At 61.3% G+C, this 17,020-nt stretch carries 21 protein-coding genes; 4 read left to right on the forward strand and 17 right to left on the reverse strand.

Annotated elements, in window-relative coordinates; translation table 11 throughout:
• Positions 1-94: 94 nt before the first annotated feature.
• The 4 genes from P9217_RS16550 to P9217_RS16565 all read right to left on the reverse strand — a co-directional run bounded on the left by P9217_RS16550 (position 95) and on the right by P9217_RS16565 (position 4,957).
• The gene (locus P9217_RS16550) at positions 95-1,465 is read right to left on the reverse strand and encodes a TRAP transporter large permease subunit (RefSeq protein WP_278087288.1); all 1,371 of its coding nucleotides are present in this window, start codon (positions 1,463-1,465) and stop codon (positions 95-97) included.
• Positions 1,466-1,468: 3 nt separating this feature from the next.
• The gene (locus P9217_RS16555) at positions 1,469-2,569 is read right to left on the reverse strand and encodes a TRAP transporter small permease subunit (protein WP_095802624.1); all 1,101 of its coding nucleotides are present in this window, start codon (positions 2,567-2,569) and stop codon (positions 1,469-1,471) included.
• A gap of 60 nt (positions 2,570-2,629) precedes the next feature.
• Entirely contained in the window at positions 2,630-3,748 is a 1,119-nt protein-coding gene (dctP, locus tag P9217_RS16560; protein WP_067320507.1) for a TRAP transporter substrate-binding protein DctP, read from the reverse strand.
• A 636-nt stretch (positions 3,749-4,384) separates the two neighbouring features.
• On the reverse strand, positions 4,385-4,957 hold the full coding sequence (locus P9217_RS16565; RefSeq protein ID WP_127239681.1) for a DUF1003 domain-containing protein: 573 nt from the start codon (positions 4,955-4,957) through the stop codon (positions 4,385-4,387).
• A 183-nt stretch (positions 4,958-5,140) separates the two neighbouring features.
• Between P9217_RS16565 and P9217_RS16570 the strand changes: the two genes are divergently transcribed.
• A complete protein-coding gene (locus tag P9217_RS16570; protein WP_278087289.1) occupies positions 5,141-5,773 on the forward strand; it encodes a hypothetical protein in 633 nt (210 codons plus the stop codon).
• A 255-nt stretch (positions 5,774-6,028) separates the two neighbouring features.
• Complete coding sequence (locus P9217_RS16575) at positions 6,029-7,003, forward strand: nucleoside hydrolase (RefSeq protein ID WP_095826172.1); 975 nt, start codon at positions 6,029-6,031, stop codon at positions 7,001-7,003.
• A gap of 158 nt (positions 7,004-7,161) precedes the next feature.
• On the opposite strand, the gene P9217_RS16580 is transcribed toward P9217_RS16575, so the two are convergent.
• From P9217_RS16580 to P9217_RS16625, 10 genes are all read right to left on the reverse strand, one after another.
• Positions 7,162-8,061 (reverse strand): DUF3618 domain-containing protein, encoded by a 900-nt coding sequence (locus tag P9217_RS16580; protein ID WP_127323779.1) that lies wholly within the window; start codon positions 8,059-8,061, stop codon positions 7,162-7,164.
• Positions 8,058-8,450: a phage holin family protein gene (locus P9217_RS16585; RefSeq protein ID WP_127323778.1), complete on the reverse strand. Its 393-nt coding sequence runs from the start codon at positions 8,448-8,450 to the stop codon at positions 8,058-8,060. The genes P9217_RS16580 and P9217_RS16585 overlap by 4 nt, the downstream gene beginning before the upstream one ends.
• Positions 8,447-9,283: a hypothetical protein gene (locus P9217_RS16590; protein WP_278053395.1), complete on the reverse strand. Its 837-nt coding sequence runs from the start codon at positions 9,281-9,283 to the stop codon at positions 8,447-8,449. The genes P9217_RS16585 and P9217_RS16590 overlap by 4 nt, the downstream gene beginning before the upstream one ends.
• On the reverse strand, positions 9,249-9,578 hold the full coding sequence (locus tag P9217_RS16595; protein ID WP_066994801.1) for a hypothetical protein: 330 nt from the start codon (positions 9,576-9,578) through the stop codon (positions 9,249-9,251). Before P9217_RS16595 ends, P9217_RS16590 begins: the two co-directional genes overlap by 35 nt.
• Positions 9,579-9,580: 2 nt before the next feature.
• A complete protein-coding gene (locus P9217_RS16600; protein ID WP_067320534.1) occupies positions 9,581-9,940 on the reverse strand; it encodes a hypothetical protein in 360 nt (119 codons plus the stop codon).
• Positions 9,940-11,160 (reverse strand): divalent metal cation transporter, encoded by a 1,221-nt coding sequence (locus tag P9217_RS16605; RefSeq protein WP_278087290.1) that lies wholly within the window; start codon positions 11,158-11,160, stop codon positions 9,940-9,942. The genes P9217_RS16600 and P9217_RS16605 overlap by 1 nt, the downstream gene beginning before the upstream one ends.
• Positions 11,157-11,588: a hypothetical protein gene (locus P9217_RS16610; protein WP_278087291.1), complete on the reverse strand. Its 432-nt coding sequence runs from the start codon at positions 11,586-11,588 to the stop codon at positions 11,157-11,159. Before P9217_RS16610 ends, P9217_RS16605 begins: the two co-directional genes overlap by 4 nt.
• 93 nt (positions 11,589-11,681) lie before the next feature.
• A complete protein-coding gene (locus P9217_RS16615; RefSeq protein ID WP_278087292.1) occupies positions 11,682-12,656 on the reverse strand; it encodes an alpha/beta hydrolase in 975 nt (324 codons plus the stop codon).
• A gap of 89 nt (positions 12,657-12,745) precedes the next feature.
• Complete coding sequence (locus P9217_RS16620) at positions 12,746-13,000, reverse strand: hypothetical protein (RefSeq protein WP_278087293.1); 255 nt, start codon at positions 12,998-13,000, stop codon at positions 12,746-12,748.
• Between the two features lie 113 nt (positions 13,001-13,113).
• Positions 13,114-13,431 carry a hypothetical protein gene (locus P9217_RS16625; RefSeq protein ID WP_278087294.1) on the reverse strand — a complete coding sequence of 106 codons (318 nt, stop codon included), beginning with the start codon at positions 13,429-13,431 and terminating at the stop codon, positions 13,114-13,116.
• Between the two features lie 176 nt (positions 13,432-13,607).
• Here P9217_RS16625 and P9217_RS16630 point away from each other — a divergent pair, with 176 nt between their 5' ends.
• Complete coding sequence (locus tag P9217_RS16630; RefSeq protein WP_278053388.1) at positions 13,608-13,850, forward strand: hypothetical protein; 243 nt, start codon at positions 13,608-13,610, stop codon at positions 13,848-13,850.
• 56 nt (positions 13,851-13,906) lie between these two features.
• Here P9217_RS16630 and P9217_RS16635 read toward each other — a convergent pair whose 3' ends face one another.
• From P9217_RS16635 to P9217_RS16645, 3 genes are all read right to left on the reverse strand, one after another.
• The gene (locus P9217_RS16635) at positions 13,907-14,299 is read right to left on the reverse strand and encodes a low affinity iron permease family protein (RefSeq protein ID WP_278087406.1); all 393 of its coding nucleotides are present in this window, start codon (positions 14,297-14,299) and stop codon (positions 13,907-13,909) included.
• A 289-nt stretch (positions 14,300-14,588) separates the two neighbouring features.
• A complete protein-coding gene (locus tag P9217_RS16640) occupies positions 14,589-15,110 on the reverse strand; it encodes a ferritin-like domain-containing protein (RefSeq protein WP_066994822.1) in 522 nt (173 codons plus the stop codon).
• Positions 15,111-15,219: 109 nt separating this feature from the next.
• Positions 15,220-15,522 carry a DUF982 domain-containing protein gene (locus P9217_RS16645; protein ID WP_066994825.1) on the reverse strand — a complete coding sequence of 101 codons (303 nt, stop codon included), beginning with the start codon at positions 15,520-15,522 and terminating at the stop codon, positions 15,220-15,222.
• Between the two features lie 402 nt (positions 15,523-15,924).
• Here P9217_RS16645 and P9217_RS16650 point away from each other — a divergent pair, with 402 nt between their 5' ends.
• Positions 15,925-16,914, forward strand: a complete 990-nt coding sequence (locus P9217_RS16650) for an SDR family oxidoreductase (RefSeq protein ID WP_095802652.1) — start codon at positions 15,925-15,927, stop codon at positions 16,912-16,914.
• Positions 16,915-17,020: the final 106 nt, after the last annotated feature.

Genomic DNA, 17,020 nt, shown 5'->3' on the forward strand with positions numbered 1-17,020 from the left:
CTCAAGATCAGCAGCTTCTGCAGGCGAGCGGGGCCTCTGTAGCGCTGAACCTTCGATTTTTGCGTCGGCGTCGAACCGCCAAAGACGTGTGCGGTCAACCGCCTCCGTACATGAGCTTCGGCAGCCAAATGACGATCGAGGGGAACACGATGCACAACCCTACTCCGATCGCCTGCAGGCATAAGAAGGGAACAGCGGATCGGAAGATCGTCGCCATCGATATCTCCGGTGGCGCGACACTCTTCAAGTAAAACAGTGAATAGCCGAACGGTGGGCTCAGGAACGCCATCTGCATGTTGACCATGAAAATGACGCCATACCACAGCGGCACGTCTTCAGGAGCCACACCGGCTAAGCCGAACGTACCGCCGAATTCGAGGGACTTAAGGATGGGCAGAAATATCGGTACGGTGAGAAGGAGAATGCCCACCCAGTCCAGAAACATGCCCAGAACGAACAGGATGATCATCATCAGAACAAGAATGCCGTAAGGCGCGAATCCAGTTCCGAGAATGGATTCGGCGACGAAGCTCTGCCCGCCCTTCAGGATGAAGAAGCCGACGAACATGGTGGCTCCGAAGAATATCCACATCACCATCGCAGTCGCCTTGAGGGTCGCCACGCCGGCTTCCCGGATCGTGTCCCAGGTCAGGCGGCGATGGGCGGCGCAGACGATGAAAGCACCGAATGTGCCGATGCCGGCGGCTTCAACAGGCGTTGCTATGCCAAGGAAGATGACCCCGAGCACAAGCAGGATGAGCAGAATGGGCATGAACGTGCGGCGCAGAAGCCTCAGCTTCTGCCCAAAGCCGATGCGCTCGCTCGGCGGCAAAGCCGGGCCGAGCTTGGGGTTGATGTAGCAGCGCGCCGTGACGTAGACGACATACATCCCCGACAGCAGCAGCCCTGGGAATACCGACCCGATCAAAAGCTCGCCTAACGACTGTTGCGCGACGACGGCGTAGACGATCGCCATCACCGAAGGCGGTATGAGGATGCCAAGCGTTCCTCCGGCGAGCAGCGAGCCGCAGGCGAGCTGTGCGTCGTAGTTGCGGCGGAGCATCGCTGGCAGAGCGATCATGCCCATTGTCACTTCCGTCGCACCGACGACCCCAACCATTGCTGCGAGCAGGGTGCACGAGATTATGGTGGCCGAGGCAAGTCCGCCTTTCAGCCCACCCAGCCATTTATAGACCACGTCAAACAGCTCCTCGATGATCCCCGCTTTCTGAAGGATCGCGGCCATGAAGATAAACAGCGGCACCGCCGAGAGCTGATAATCCGTCATGAAGGGAAAAATCCGCGACGGCAGCATGTTCAGCATGGCCGCATTACCGAATAAGAAGAGGAAGAGAACGGCGAGGCTGCCCGTGCAGAAGGCCATTGGCAGCCCGAGCAATAAAAGAACGCCCAGTCCGCCGAACATGAGGATGCTCAGCCACAGGATTGGAAGCTCGAGACCCATGGCTTAGCGGAGCCTTCTTGTTGCGGTCGCGATGTCACGCATCAGGCGAGACACGCCTTGAAGCAGCAGCAGCGCGGCGCCAACAGGAATCGCCAGCTTCACCGGCCAATATTGAATACCCCACTCGGTGAAAGAACTCTCGCCCACCGCCATCGCGTCGCTGGCAAAACGCCAGCCGGCAACGAGCATTGTACCCACGAACAGGAAAAAGAATGCCGAGGTGATGATATCGCAGATCGCCCGGCCACGCTCGGAGAGGTGGCTGTACACGATGTCGACCCTGACATGGGTCTCATCGCGATAGGCATAGGCCCCAGCCAGCATGTATTGCATGCCGAACATCAGAAACATGCTCTCGTGCACCCAGTTGGTAGGGGAGTTGAAAACGAAGCGGGCGACCACCTCGTAATAGTACGCCATGACCGCGAGGACCGACCAATAGGCGACGAACTCGCCTGTCACTCTTACAAGCCAGTCGACCGGCCTAAATGGCGCAAGAGGCTGTTTGACGGGCGTCGCGGGCACATCGACGACGATCTCATGGTGGGTTGCGGCGCGCCCAGTCTCACGGGCGCGGGCGCGCCGCACAAGACCGGGTATGAGAAGGGCGTCGCCGACAATAATGAGACCGAGCAGAAGTCCCGCAATCCGGCTGATGCTGCTGTCCCACTCGAGCCCGTGAACGGCCGCCGTCAGATTGTTGCGCGCCGCCGCGGCCTCAGCCTCAGCTTTTGCAAGTCGATCGGCAGCCCCCTGCTTGTTGGCTGCCGTCTCTGCCTTGGCACGCGGCAACAGTCTCTCGGCGTGCTCGCTCTGGGATCGCGCGAGTGAAACTGCCTCGCGTCCATCGCGCACCTGGGTGCTTGTCCAAAGTACCGCGATGAAGAACGGGATAAAAAAGAATCCCCACCTGCTCTTCAGATAGAAGCGGTGCATGCCGAGGAAGCCGGCTGTGACCAGGAACAGATAGGCAAGAAACAGGTTTGGACGGCCGGGATCACGCTGTGCCCGTTCTCGATGGACAAAATGAACGGCGGCCAGCGGAAAGACCGCGAGGGTTAACCAGTAGAGCCAGTGCGGCAGCACAAATGTTAGGGAAGGCATCGGCGAACGCCTGCTGCAGGAGCGAGCGCCCGTCCGGCTCAGGACGGGCGAGAAGAGGGTTCACAGGTTGATGGTCAGCCCCTGGTACATGTCCGGAGTGACGTAACCGACTGTCGGGTTCTCCATGACCTCGAGCTGCAACTTGAAGATGCGCGCTGCGTCCTTGTCCTTGTTGGCCCACTCGAACCAGATGGGCACCGCGATTTCCTGGAACTTCTGGAGGTCTTCCGGTCCAAGCCGATTGATTTCAATGCCGGCATCCAGGAATTTTTGCCAAGCCTCCATGTCGGCCTTCTGGATCGAGCCGAAATGGGCATTGGAATAGACTTGGATCTCGTCTTCCACGAACTTCTTGAGGTTGTCCGGGAGTTGGTTCCAGACATTCATGTTGACGGCAAAGTCCATCAGGTCGACGGGCTGGTATACGGACATCAGACCGGCTGGACCCATGGAAATGTACTTGGTCACCTGCTGGAAACCGAGGGCCCAGTTTACGGCCGGACCGGTGTAGTCGGCGGCATCGATCGTGCCCTTTTCCAGCGCGGAGAACACCTCGCCGCCCGGCAGCAACGTCGTCTTGGCACCGGCTTTCGCAAAGGTTTCGGCGATCATGCCGCCCGGTACGCGCAGTTTCAGATCCCTAAAATCCTCGATTGAGCGGATCGGTGTCTTTGAGTGGATGATGTTCGGGCCGTGATGAATGCGGTTGACGTAGTAAAGGCCTTGTTTCGCATAAAGGTCGCGCGCGGCCTGCAGACCACCTTTTGAATAGAAAAAGATATCCCATTCGTGCGGATAGCGTAGCCCCAACGTGTAAGAGGACAGGAACGCCGTAGCGGGAAGCTTGCCGGCCCAATAAAGTGAAAACGAGTTCATCGCTTCCAGAACGCCGTTCTTCACCCCGTCGAGGAGTTCGAAGTCACCAACGATATCCTTTGCCTTGAACGGCTGAAATTCGAGTTGGCCTCCGGTTTTTTCCTTGATGGTGCCACACCAGTTTTGGAAGGTTTCAAGTCCGACACCCGCCGGCCACGAGGTTTGGATTTTCCAGGTGATTGCGTCTGCGGCTCCGGCCCTTCGAACCCAGGGCGCGGTGACCGCCGTCGCCGTTAGCCCAGCGACAAGTCCACTCGTCTTCAGAAACTTTCGCCTTGATTGGGAACGCGATTCTCCGTCCATTGCTTTCCTCCCTGTTCGGCAAGCGGGCAAATGATGGGCCCGTCGCCGGTCTCAAATCGCAAAATCAATGACGCAAAGGATGTCCCGTTCTTGTGGGACCAGAGCTGCCTCCTTTTTCGCAGTCGTTTCCAGCCGGATGCCAACGCCACAAACGATAGCGACAGGGACCGGCGCAGCCTGTAAATAACATAACGCGGCGCAATCATTTTCAACCACTGCGCGCCCGATCCATAGTATGCCTGTGCGGCTGTAATAAATCCATTGGTGAGTCACGCCCAATGACGCGCTCGGGGCGTCGATCTGATGCTTCAGAATTGGGATTGGGGTAAGAGCCATCGGCTCGTACTGAGCGAGTCCTTGCAGGCCCGCGAGGTCAGTCAGATGTAGGACGCGCGAGTTGCTGGTGATGAGCTGTTCGACACGCAATGCTGAATTGCGCGATTGAGATGGGGCACACTCAGTCCGAGCGCGTCCGCCATGACTTCCCCATGCGCTATAAACCAGCTCTGGCAAATGGCGTTCGGGCGTCTCCCAACTATTTGCGCGGGCGGGATGATGGCACCCGGCGGGAGCATGGAGTACGCGACAGGCCTCAAGATCAGCAGTTTCTGCAGGCGTCCTGTGGATACGGATCGATCAGCCGACCGTCGCTTGACCCGTTGTCTCCTTAATCTTGTCCAAGACCGCTTCAGGCGCCACGTCGCGCTTCAGCTCCTTCAACTCATTGTCTGCTTCCGTCGGAACATCCAGGCGCTTCGCGATCTCCTCGACCAGTTTGATGAGCTTGGTCGTCTCATGCTCGTTGAGCAGGCTCACCTGCAGATCGAGGTCTGCCCGCGCATCATCCTGGGCGGCCATGCGGTTCTGGTTGATCAGTACGAACGTTGAGAGAAAGATCGCCTCGACCGAGGCGAACATGGCCAGAATAACCAGAGAAGGATCCCAGGGTTTGATAAAGGTCACGATCCCGAAATTTAGGCCGATCCAGGCGCCAAAGAAGACGAGGTGGATGTAGACGAACATCATGCTGCCGGCAAACCTGCTGATTGCCGCCGCCGCGCGCTGCTCCAGCGATGCTGCCTTGGCATCGCGCTTCCGCCTCTCGACCAGTGCCTCGATGTTCCGCGCCAGGGCAGGGGCGAGGCCTTCCGCCGCCGGCGTGGTCGGAGTGGCGTAGCCCTGGTCCTCTGGGGCGGCTGTGGGATTCATTGTTGTCTCTCCCGTCTAGGCAGCCTAACTCCCTATTTGGCAATTCGCTCCATTTCGCCGCTGTCCTGAGTGCCGAACGAGCGCCTTGTCCGACGATCCTGCCCGATGCAAACAGCGGTTGCTGCAGACCGGTGCAGGCTCGCTTCGGGTTGAGTTCGCAGGGCAGGACTCCTACTTAAGGGGATGCCCGCGAGCAGAAAAATCGATTCGACTGCACGGCTGGTTGCAGAGTGGCCGCTATCCCCGGCGGCGACGCTTGGATCGTCGGTGCGGGCGAGGGGCATTTTTCTTGAAATGCGCGCTCGCCTTCCGACGGACTTGAGAAGCCTGCTCCATACCGAGTCCCGGGTGCTTACCTTGCGTCTGCCGGAGGGCTCCCATGCCAATGTTGAGGCCGCATCGGCGATCGTGTCCAAAGCCATGCAGGACATCGAAGACCTGCCCGTCATGCCTCGCGAGGTCGAGGACATTCTGACGATCTCGGCGGGCGAGCGTCACCGCTGGCTCAAGGCCGGCCGCTTGCAGAGCGCCGGGACGCGGACGGTGAAACTGCGTGGCCGCGCGAGGAAGATCACCTTCCACGTTTTTGATCCGCGTTTGATCGAGGATGTGCTCGACCGTGACCTTGTAGCTGTCTGGCGCGAGGAAGACGCTGAGAGAGCCGCCGAGAACCGACGCCGAGCCGCTGCAAAGGCGGCGCTCAAGCGCTCGCAAAAGAGCCGCGGCGCGGCCGCAACCGACGACAGCCAAAGCGAGGCAGTCCGCTCCAAGTTGCGCGGCTGGGAAGACTTCGAGAGCGACGGGCTCCTCCGCTGAGGCGGGGACGCCGTGTCATCTTGTGGGCGGACCGCAGCGCCCTTTGAGGACAGCGATGTCGGCCTCGCGGTCCCCACCAGGCGGCGAGGAGACCGGCGCGCCGACGAGAAACGCGCCAAGCGCGTCACCCGGCGACATATTCACGATACCCTTCGGTGGTGACACTCGGAGCCACGATTCTGTCGGCCTCGCCTCTCGAAGAAGGCTGGCTAAGATAATTGGCGGCAGTGTGGGAAAGAGCGTGACCATAGAGACATGACAAAGCAGAGAATTCTTTTTGATACCGATCCTGGCGTAGACGATGCCCTCGCGCTGCTTTACCTGCACCGTCATCCGAACATCGAACTGCTCGGCATCACAACTGTCTTCGGCAACGCATCGATATCGGTTACAACGCGCAATGCCAGGTTCCTCGCCGAGGCTTGGGGGATCAAAGCGCCCGTTCACGCCGGTGCTTCCGTTCCGCTAAACTGGTCCGGGGCGCCGCACCCCTATCCTGTCCATGTTCATGGCGCGAACGGGCTGGGGGATTATCCTATTGCCCAGGAAGCGCGGGAGGAGAAGGACACTGCCGCGCGATTCATCGTCGATACCGTCCGGCAGAATCCGCGTCAGGTGCGGTTGCTTGCTGTCGGAGGCCTGACCAACTTGGCGCGGGCACTGGAGGCCGATCCGGCGATAGCAGATCTAGTGCAGGACGTCGTCGTCATGGGTGGCGCGTTCGAAGTCCCTGGCAATGTGTCGCCCGTTGCCGAGGCCAATATCTATGCAGATCCGAAGGCAGCCGATCGAGTGTTTGCAGCCTCGTGGAAAGTGACCGCGGTTCCGCTCAATCTCACAAATCGAACGGTGATGACGCGACAGGATCTCGCCGCGGCCTCGGAAGGTGCCGATGCCGCCATGCAAATGGTAGCCGCACTGTCGCAAGGCTACATCGACTTCTACTTGCAATGGGGCGAAGCGGGTATGCTTGTGCACGACTGCAGCGCCGCAGTCTACCTGACCGACCCGCACTTATTCGCCACCCGATCCGGTTCGATCGTCGTATTGGAGGACGGCCCGGCGGCAGGTATGACCGTGCAGAGACTGGGCGCCGCCAGTTATTCACCGAACAAATGGGATCAACGTCCAATGCAGTCGGTGTGCGTTGGTGGCGATGCTGCAGGAATCTTGGCGAGGATTTACGCTGTCTGCAGGGGAAGTTTCGCGGAGCCATCCCCAAAAAGCTAAAAAGGCTCGCTCCGGCGAGAGAGCCGCGATAGCGCGCCCGAGCCTGTGGCGCGGCTTCTACCCACAGCCATCCAACGGGTCGGGCTCGAATGGTTCACCAGGCCCGACTCGAATGTTCCTCGAATGCGATTCTTGCAAATCGATCCGGTCTGTTCAGATCAGGACTTGTTCGTTGTCGACGGTTCGGTATCGGACAGCCTCCGGTGCACCGCCTCATCGGCTTTGTCGGCGGCGGACTTGACGACATCGCTGACCTTGTCAGCGAGCGTACCTTCGCTCGACGCCTGCCGTCCTGCTTCGTCGCTGGCCGCCTGGTAGGCTTCGGCTGCAACCTGCTTCACTTGGTCGACGCCCTTCTCGAGCGCGTCCTCGGCCCTCTCGCGAAGCTGTTCGCGATAGCCGCCGAGCCGCTCGTCTTCGAGTTGCGTGTGGGGCAGCATCGCGCCGATCGCTGCTCCGATCGCGAGACCGACAGCAGCAACTGCCAGAGGCTGATCCTCCATCAACTGCTGCGCGGAACGAGTGGCCCTCGTCGCCATGTCGGCCGTGGCTGTCGCCGAGTTCGTCAGCGTCTCCGCCGCGCCGCTTGCCAAGTCAGAAACGCTACCGGCTGCGCTGCTCGCCATGTCAGACATGGTGCCGGCCGCACTGCTGGCCATTCCCGAGACAGTGCCGGCCGCACCGCTGGCCATGTCGCCGACAGAGGCATAGGTGTCCGAAGTCATGGCTCCGGTTCCAGCCGTAGATGTGCCGTCATGGCGGTCGGAACCGCGACGGGTCGCGTAGCCGGGCGCGGCGGTTGCGGCGGAAGCGCCGCTGCCCAGCATCAGCCAGGCCAGACCGGCGCCGATTACGGTTAGTGGCAGAGGATTGTCTCGCACCTGAGCCTTCAGGTTGTGGAGCATGTCGGAGCCTGCACCGCCGCTGAAAATACCGGTGAACTCATCGAAGAGCTGGCCGGGCGTCATCTTGCCTCGAATGGACTCGGCGGTCGCCACCACCCTTGCTCGCGTGGCCTCGGCTTCGCGTTCGAGTTCGGCTGCGGATTTGTCGCTCATCTCGCTTGTTCCTTGATTACGTTCGCGTCACGCTTCAGTTGCTCCTGCGTACGGTCCGGCGCCAGCTCGGAGGGCGACATGCTTGCCATGCCGGTGCGCAAGAGGATGACACCCAGCACGGCAACGACCACTCCTACGAGCAAGGCGGACCAGCCGGCGCCCAGGCCGAGGCGGGTCAGGGCAATGACGAGCGCTTGCAGCAGCACCATCAGCGCGGCGAGGAGACATACCGCGCCGCCCAGAACCCCGACGGCGCCGGCCTCCGCTTTAGTCACGCTCTCGGATAGCTCCGCTCGCAGGAGTCTGGCCTCCGTTTGCACCAGCGTGCTCACCTGCTGTGCCAGGTCGGCGACCAGAGTGCCGAGGCTTTGGTTGTCTTGAGTGTTCATTTCTTTAGCTCCGCTGCCTTCCTGGGAGCGCCGCCGTCGACGCCCCAATTGGTCGTCGCGTCATCCCATGGCTCGCTCGCCTGCGCACCAGTCTGCCTGCTCGTTTCCCTACCAGTCTTCCCGGTCTTCCGTGGTGTAGCTGCGCTCTGCCCCGCGCGGCGCGTTTCGGGGGGAGAAGCCTTTATGAACCGTCCGAGCGCCAGTCCTGCCAGCACCGAACCAGCGATCAGAGTGCCGGGATTTTGGCGGCCGAAGTTTTGAATGTCCTCAAGCACCTCGCCGAAGGGCTTCTCCTTCAACGAGGAGGACAGCCTTTCCAGTCCGCCTGCCGCATCCCGCATGAAATTCGACGCCGAGCTCTGGTCGCTGTTGGCCAGATGGTCGCTTGCGGCACGCAGAGCGCCGCCGAATGCCGCCAGGCTCGATCCGATGTCGCGCTGCGTTTCCTCGGCCCTTTCCGACAGGGCCTCCTGTGCTTCCGACGCATAGTCGACTGCCCTGCGAGCAACCTCGTCGCGGGCATCGTGGAGCGCTTCGCCGGCGCTTTGGGTTTCTTTCTTAACTCGATCGGAAACTTCGTTCTTCGCCTTGGCGAAGTCGGCCGGCTCGCGGCCCTGATTATTTTCGCGCTGCATGACGCCTCCTAATGAAAGCCGAGAAAGGAGAGTATCGCGAGCACAACCACGATGAGACCGATAAGATAGATGACACTGTTCATGGCGCAGGCTCCTCCTTGCCTGTTCCAACTTCGCGCCCGCCGCGATGTTCCCTTCCGTGACCAGGATTTTTTGTAAGTAGCTACTTACCCCGATCGGCGCCTCCGAAGCCGGCAAGCTCGTCATCCGAACAGAGCAGCCGCGGCTGCGCCGGATCGGAGATATCGAGCTTGTCCCAAGGTATGCGGTAGAGGCCCTCGCGGCGGCGCAGCGCGAAAAAGTCGAGCAATGCGGTGCCGATGGCCGAGGCCGACAGGCGTTCAAAAGCTGCGAAGATGCCGACATGGAATTCGGTGACGACGAGGTCGTCGCCGTCCTGCTCAGCGATGACCTCCTCGATATGGCCGATGCTCCTGCCGCCCTGCGTGAGAACGCGCCGGCCAGCCAGATGCTCGAGATTCACATTTGCCATCCTCAGGCTCCCGGGATTCGGCCGACGATGCGATCGCGCAGCCAGCTCTGCCAGGCCAAGATCTTGGTCCTGCGCACGTCGATATCGAATTCGATGTCGACGCCGATGTCGCGCACCTTGGTCCAGGCGATGCGATGCGGCCGTGCCTGCTGCTTCCCGCTCAGCCTTGCGGCCAGCCGCGCCGTTAATCGCCCAGGCCGAGCGCCAAGCCGTCGGGCCAGCGCAATCGCGCCAAGCTCGACCGCAACCACCCTCGGCGGCTTGCCCTGCCTCAGCTCGGCGACCAGTCCATCCACCTTGCCGATCTTGACCTGCTCGCGGTCGACGACCTGCTTGTCCAGGATATCGCGCAGCAGCTGCATCAGGTGCCTCCGAATATCTGCAGGGGAATAGTCACCACCGCCAGCACGAAGCCGAGCGCGATGGCGAAGATCACGGCGGCATTAGAGATGACGCCGTTGCGGTGCTGGCCGACATAGCGCTCGTCATTCAGCAGGAAGAGGAACGGCACGACCGTCAGCGGCAGACTGGCGGCGGTCAACGCCATTGAGAAGATGGTGAGCCTCAGCGGGTCGAGACCAAGCGCTATCGGAACGGCTGCAAGAAAAAGCGTGAGCGTGTAGACGAGACTGAAGCCGGGATCGTCGCGCGGCTTGAGATCCTCGCCCCAGGTCCAGCCGAACCCTTGCGCGACGAGATAAGCCTGCTGCAGCGCCACTTCCAGAGCGGCTCCGAAACAGGCGATGCCGAGCGATGCGACGAAAAGGACGAAGCCCCAGAAGCCGAACACCGAGATCAGCATCAGCGGGAGCTGGTTGTAGTCGTCCACATGGTTCACGCCATGGGCGCCGAGCACAAGCGCGGCCACGATCAGCACGGCCACGGAGATCGTTCCTCCGAAGCTCATGCCGAGACCGGCAATCGCCCGATTGGTGCCGAGATAGCTCTTGTCCCATTGATCCTCGACCGCGCCCGAGGAATAGAACATGAAAAGGTAGGGCGAGATGGAAGCACCGAGGATGCTGACGGCCATGAACCAGTAGTTCGCCGTATCGTGTTGCGGCAGGCTGGGCACGGCACCGGCAGCCACCTGTTTCCATTCGGGCTTCAGCATCACCGCGGCGACGACGAAGCAGAGCGTGATCAGGCCAAGCATCGACACGCCTTTCTCGATGAGGCCGAACGTGCCTTTCCACAGCAGCAGCCACGCGAGGAAAGCCGCTGGCAATGCCCACCATTGAAAGCTGATCCCGGTGGCAAGCTCGGCAGCGATGGCAACCCCGCCTATTTCTGCCGAGAGGACCAGGAAATTGACCAGCACGACTGCAAGCAGCGGCCAAAGGAAAGCATTGAAGCCGAAGCGTTCGCGGATACCGTCGGCGATGGTGTGATGGCTCACGGCGGCGAAGCGACCGGCCATCTCGACCAGGAAGATTATGCAGATGGTGCCGAGCACGATCGCCCAGATAAGTTGGAAGCCGAACAGGGCGCCTGCCTGCGCCGCTGTCGCCATCGAACCGACCTCCAGGAAGCCACCGACGCTGGTCACGACGCCAAGCGAAATTTCCAGCAGCTTCTTCATCGTTGCGGCGCGAAATAGCCGCGATAGGCCGTGGCGAGATCCGCCTGCGCGGCGCGAAGCTCGTTGCGTGCCCGGCTGGCCTGCGCCTGCTGTCCGGCCTCGACCGCGCACTCGGCCCCGCTTGCCGCGGTGGACAGCCGGCTGACCGCCGCCTTCAGCGTGTCTCGCGTCGCAGGATCGGACGGCGAGGCCGATTCGACTTGCCGGCCGGCATCGGCGAGCGTCTCGGCGAAGGATTGTAGGGCAGAGGACGCGTAGTGGGACGGCGCGGCGCCGGAGAGCCAGGCATCGGTGACCAGCACCGCCGCCTGCGCGGTCGAGACGGCTAGCTTCGATTGCTGTTCGACGGTTTCAGACGAGGAGCAGGAAGCAAGTGTCAGTGCAAGCACCTGCAGTAAAGGCAGTTTCCGCCGAGCAATGCTGCGCAATGCTTCCTCTCACTGCTGCTGCTTCGAACATGGAGATAAAGCGGCGCCGATCGGAAGGTTCCCCGTCGAAGGCCGGTTGCACGGCACTGCCGCTTATCGGTCGCTCCGCTGCGCGTCCTCGGTGGTCGAAAGAGCGGCGATCTTGTCGATCATGGCGAGCACCGCCTGCGGGGCTGTCAGGTGCACCATATGCCCGGCATCGGAGACGATATCGACTACCGAGTTTGCGAGATCCGCGTGCAGCCGAAACGCCTCGGCCGGCGCGTCGAAAAGCTGATCGCCGGCGCCGGCGATTATCCCAACAGGAACGGAAATGTCGTTGTGCCGAGGCGTCACAAACGCCGCTGCGATCCACATCAGGAAGGACTCCGCCGCGATCGACCGCAGTTGCGAGGGGCGGCTCGCCAACTCCCTCGTCGTTGCGGTGAATGCCGCCGAGATCGCCGCCGGGCCAAATATCTTTCGCATTGACCAAGCCCAGCCAAGCCTGACCAGCGGCGGCAGCAAGGTGTGGCGGAAGGCCGTTCCGATCAAAGGCAAGATCGGCAACCCCGACAAGGCGAGTTCGAACCTTGGCGATGGATAGTGGTAGCCGGAGACAAGCACGACCCCGGCAACGCGCCCAGGGCGCCGTCGCGCCATCTCGAGCGCAACCGCGGCACCCCAAGAGTGGCCAACAACAATATAGCGTCCAATTCCGAGTTTCGCGGCCGCGGCATCGATCAGATCGGCCTGCGCGGCGGCCGACCAGATCCTGCCGATCGGGCGCGAGCTCCTGCCGAAGCCTGGTCTGTCGAAAGCCAGAACACGATAGTCTGCGGCCGCTTTGTCGACGATGCCGCTTGTCGTGAAATCCTCGGCCGAAGAGCCGTTGCCATGCAGCAACAACAGCGGCATGCCCTGGCCATCCTCGATCAGGTGCAGCCGCGCTCCGTCGACTTCGACGAAGCGTCCAAAACGTCGGCCGCGTAACGCCCGCCGCGCTCGCAGGCCATTGTAGAGGGCAAGCCCGGCCGCTGCCGCGGCAAGGAGGAGGACCACGTCGTTGAACGTGGCGATGTCAGGCATGATCCCGTGCTGCTACGGAGCCATGGCACAAGCCGCTGTTGAGAGAAGCGGCGGATGTACCCAGGCGCTGGCTTCCAAAGAAGGAGCTTTCAGGCCGAGCCCTTCTGAGGCAGCTTCGTCTCCTCTTCGACCTGTTCCTGGAGAGCCCTGCGTTCGCGCTCTCTTCCCTCAGCGTCGACCGGTCGATCTTGCCGTTCAAGCTCGCGTTCCACCGTGTCACGCGCGCCCTCGACAGGATCTTCCTGCGGCAGACGCTTATCTGTTCGCTTTGTGCCTTGCTCGCTCGCCCGGTCACTGTCCGATCCCAGTTTGGACGGATCGTCCTTTGCAGAATGCTTCGTCATTGGCTTACTTACCTATCTGGCCTGCCACGTCGGCGGATCACGTGCCGATCTGTTCAGAAGCAGCCCAACAGGCGAGCTGTCTCTTTGTTCCGGCTATCCCGTGCGGCAGTCGGTCAGTCCCGATCCTCATGGTCTTCCGCCTGTGCCGGTTCCGACTCCTCGAGAGCTTCAATGACCGGGGCAAGCGAGGTCTCTTTCCGCTGATTTGATTCTGTCGGGTCCTCCTGCTCGGCCGTCATGTCGAGCGCCCGTTCGATTGCATCTTCGATATTGCCGATTTCCTCCTCGCGAACCTCGTGCCCGTAGCCCGCGGCGTCGGCGTCCTGCTCGAACTGTCGCACAAGCACCGGAACGCCGACTTGCGTGTCGGCAGGCAAGTTCCCGACGTTCTCCTCGAGCCAGCTTCGAAAGAACTCCTTGGTTGCACTCATGAGCCGCCTCCTTCGAGCTGAGAACGGCCGCCGTCTGCCAATGTTCCTCTGGCGGGGCTTGCGTTGCCGCGTCTTTCGTCTGAGCGGTTACAACGAGGATCAGACGGGTCGCTCTTGCGCATGTTCGGAACGATCGAGTCCAACTGCCGTTACCGACAAAAGAACAGGAGGAACCGGTGAGCGGACGCAGAACCCATGACCAGCAAGTGCGCATTCTGGAAGAACGTGAGAACACGAAGAACGCGCCCAAGGAATTCGACGCCAAGGCGGAGCTGAAGCAGCCGGGCGCGGAGCGCGAAGCGCGGCGGAAAGGTTCGGACCTCAGGAGCGACACGCCCGACCTCGTCGACCCCAATGATCGCAACATGCTTCGCGGCAAGAATCAGGAAAGCGGCCACAACAAGCATCGTGGCGACTAAATCGCGTCACGCATGTCTTGGTCCCGAAGCCGGTTTCCACTTTCGGAAGACATGTTTTAGGCAGGGCGGCTTTCGGCGTGAGATGCGATCGTCCCCTTGCTGGCGGTCTTGGTTTGGGCACACCTGGTTCTGAATTCTTGGGCCTCCGCTTCCGTGAGATGCTCGATGCCGATGAAGTCGTTTTTTGCGCGGCCTGAGCGAATGAGCTCATCGAGCTTCGCCTGAATGGCCACGCCGTCGCGGTTCTGGGTATTTTGAATCAGGAAAACCATCAGGAAAGTAACGATCGTCGTCGCGGTGTTGATGATCAGCTGCCAAGTCTCGGAATAATGAAAGGCCGGGCCGGCAATGGCCCAGAGGACCACCGAAACCACGCACAAGACGAAGGCCCATGCACGACCCGCGGCATGGGCGACATTCTCCGCGAGCCGATTGAATGCTTTTTCCAATGTTGAACTCCGGACTTTCACCCTGACGAAATTTCCCGCCAAGCCAGCCTGAGGATAGTGTGCCGGATGAACTGCACCGAAATGCAGCCGTTTATCCTGTCCTTGGCGCTGGGCACCGGCAAAGAAATCAACTGAAGGCGGGCGCGACGCCAAGAAGGCGACCGCTCCGCTGAAAAAACTTGCAGCGTTTCGCGAGGAGGCGGGCCCGTAATCGCGACCCCGGTCAAAGAGACCGGGGCCGCGTCGCCAAGTCGACTTTTGGCATGCGAATAAGCGTTTATCGGGCGCCTTACGCGGCCGCCTGCATGGCCCGCTTGTTCGCACCGCTTTCGCCGAGCTTGCTAAGTGTCTCGTCGGTAGCGGATTCTTCCTTGAGGGTGTCGCGCAGCAAGGGGAGGGCGTCTTTCAGGCCCAGTTGCTCCGCCCAGGCAATCAGCGTGCCGTAGCGCGCTATTTCATAATGCTCGACCGCCTGGGCGGCAGCCACAAGGCCCGCGTCGAGCGCCGGCTCGTCCTTGTATTCCTCGAGGATCTCCGAACCCTCTTCAATGATGCCATCGATCGCGGGACACGTCTTGCCGCGCGCCGGCTTGCCCAGCATTTCGAAAACCTGCTCGAGCCGGTCGACCTGAGCTTCAGTCTCGGTGCGATGCTTTTCGAAGGCCGCGCCCACTTCCTGTGACTGCGCCGCCTTGGCCATCTTAGGCAGCGTCTTCAGGATCTTTTTCTCTGCATAATAAAGGTCTTTCAGGCCATCCACGAACAGGCTTTCCAAGCCGTTCGCCGCGCCGGACGAACTTTTCTTTGCCATCGACGTCTCCTTCGTTCGACTTTCTTGACCAAACAAAACCGGTGGGATCGACCGATGTTCCCGCGAAATATTTTTTGAAGCCGGGACGACGAGCCGAGGTGCGCGAGCGTTACTTCGGCGTGCCCTTGCCGTTGCGGGACGAAAGTTGGTCGAGCATGCTGAGCGCTGCACTGGGACCCGCATGCTCCAGCAGACCCTGCTCGGCGGCCGCCTTCTTGAAGGCGGCAAAGGCGATTGCCGGCCGGCAAATCCCGTTGGTCGCGTCTTCCACCAGCCGAACCGCCTTGCGATAGGCTGGTGAGTCCTTGCTCTTCCATTTCCGGCCAAGCGCCTTCTTGGCGTCAGCGATCGATGACACCATCATCGTGCCGCCGTTGACGAAGTGGATGGTGAGGGGCAGGAATCTGCTCAAGGCTCTTTCACCGTCCTAGCCATTCGCACACAGGCCGGGCGGGCTCGACGAAGAGGTCCGCGGTCGGCGCCGCCGCCAAGGGATTATCGGTCCGAAAGGATTTCATGGTGCTACCGCCTGTTTGAGATCGCATAAAACGAAGCTGCTGCCGGGTAGTTGCATTCAGCCGGCCCGTGGCGGTCAAAAAACGTGCTCCTTACTGATCGCCGTCCGGGTGAGCAGCGCCGGCGGTGGTGGCGGCCGTGGTTGAGGTCCCGACGGATGTCGCGACTGATGTCCGGATTGAGAGCCGGCAGCTTCGGAGCGAGGCCAACCTTTTCTGTTCGCGTGCGTTGTCCCTCGAAAGCGAAGGAGACACCGATGCCGACGAAATCCGACAGGATGACCGACTCCGCCACACCGATGAAATCGGCCCCGCGTACCAAATCCACCTCCGAGCAGGCGGCCAGCAAGCAGCGGAGCGTGCAACGCAAGGTCGACGCGACCGATCGCGCCAAGTCGAACGGCAAATCCAAATCACAAGGCGCCATGCAGGCCGGCGCACGGGAATACCCGGTGCCGCCTTTCCCGAAGCAGCATCATCCCAAACCCGGCGAGGAATGGGCGATCGAGCCCGCGCCGCTCTACGACGCGCCGTTCTGGCAGGGGTCGAACAAATTGGGAGGCAAGGTGGCGCTGATCACCGGCGGCGATTCCGGCATCGGCCGCGCAGTTGCCGTGTTGTTCGCCCGGGAAGGGGCGGATATCGCCATCGCCTATCTCAGCGAGGATCGCGACGCGAAGGCGACAAAGCAGGCAGTCGAGGCCGAAGGCAGGCGCTGCATCATCATGCGCGGCGACGTGGCCAGGCGGACCTTCTGCCACAAGGCGGTGGAGCGGACGCTGAAGGCCTTCGGCAGGCTCGACGTGCTCGTCAACAACGCTGCCTTCCAGGTGCATTCGACCGATTTCGCCGACCTCACCGAGCAACACTTCGACACCACGCTGAAGACAAATCTCTACGGCTACTTCCACATGGCCCAGGAAGCCGTTCCGCATATGAAGCCGGGTTCGGCCATCATCAACACCGGGTCGGTCACCGGCATCGAAGGCTCGAAGGAACTCATCGATTATTCGATGACCAAGGGCGGCATTCACGCCTTCACCCGGGCGCTCTCTGGTAACCTGATCAGCAAGGGCATTCGCGTCAATGCCGTGGCGCCGGGGCCGGTTTGGACGCCGCTGAACCCGTCGGAGAAGGAAGCGGAGAAGGTCTCGCAGTTTGGCGCAAAGACCCCGATGAAACGGCCAGCCCAGCCGGAAGAGATCGCGCCTGCCTATGTATTTCTCGCTTCGCCGCAATGCTCCAGCTATATCACCGGCGAGATCCTGCCGATCATTGGGGGCTATTGACCGCGGCCGCCTATATGAAGGTCTTGATGAAAAAGGCGGTTCTCGATCCGCCGGCCGTCTTGGTAATCCGGCCTGACGGGCCGCCCAGATAATCTGGTTGGCCAAG

Origin of the sequence: Mesorhizobium sp. WSM4989 (assembly GCF_029625795.1) — a bacterium.
Classification (GTDB): Bacteria; Pseudomonadota; Alphaproteobacteria; order Rhizobiales; family Rhizobiaceae; genus Mesorhizobium.

Coding starts and splice junctions, on each gene's coding strand:
- P9217_RS16550 (WP_278087288.1), bottom strand. CDS start 1,465: ATGGGTCTCGAGCTTCCAATCCTGTGGCTGAGCATCCTCATGTTCGGC.
- P9217_RS16555 (WP_095802624.1), bottom strand. CDS start 2,569: ATGCCTTCCCTAACATTTGTGCTGCCGCACTGGCTCTACTGGTTAACC.
- dctP (WP_067320507.1), bottom strand. CDS start 3,748: ATGGACGGAGAATCGCGTTCCCAATCAAGGCGAAAGTTTCTGAAGACG.
- P9217_RS16565 (WP_127239681.1), bottom strand. CDS start 4,957: ATGAATCCCACAGCCGCCCCAGAGGACCAGGGCTACGCCACTCCGACC.
- P9217_RS16570 (WP_278087289.1), top strand. CDS start 5,141: ATGCCCGCGAGCAGAAAAATCGATTCGACTGCACGGCTGGTTGCAGAG.
- P9217_RS16575 (WP_095826172.1), top strand. CDS start 6,029: ATGACAAAGCAGAGAATTCTTTTTGATACCGATCCTGGCGTAGACGAT.
- P9217_RS16580 (WP_127323779.1), bottom strand. CDS start 8,061: ATGAGCGACAAATCCGCAGCCGAACTCGAACGCGAAGCCGAGGCCACG.
- P9217_RS16585 (WP_127323778.1), bottom strand. CDS start 8,450: ATGAACACTCAAGACAACCAAAGCCTCGGCACTCTGGTCGCCGACCTG.
- P9217_RS16595 (WP_066994801.1), bottom strand. CDS start 9,578: ATGGCAAATGTGAATCTCGAGCATCTGGCTGGCCGGCGCGTTCTCACG.
- P9217_RS16600 (WP_067320534.1), bottom strand. CDS start 9,940: ATGCAGCTGCTGCGCGATATCCTGGACAAGCAGGTCGTCGACCGCGAG.
- P9217_RS16605 (WP_278087290.1), bottom strand. CDS start 11,160: ATGAAGAAGCTGCTGGAAATTTCGCTTGGCGTCGTGACCAGCGTCGGT.
- P9217_RS16615 (WP_278087292.1), bottom strand. CDS start 12,656: ATGCCTGACATCGCCACGTTCAACGACGTGGTCCTCCTCCTTGCCGCG.
- P9217_RS16620 (WP_278087293.1), bottom strand. CDS start 13,000: ATGACGAAGCATTCTGCAAAGGACGATCCGTCCAAACTGGGATCGGAC.
- P9217_RS16625 (WP_278087294.1), bottom strand. CDS start 13,431: ATGAGTGCAACCAAGGAGTTCTTTCGAAGCTGGCTCGAGGAGAACGTC.
- P9217_RS16640 (WP_066994822.1), bottom strand. CDS start 15,110: ATGGCAAAGAAAAGTTCGTCCGGCGCGGCGAACGGCTTGGAAAGCCTG.
- P9217_RS16650 (WP_095802652.1), top strand. CDS start 15,925: ATGAAATCGGCCCCGCGTACCAAATCCACCTCCGAGCAGGCGGCCAGC.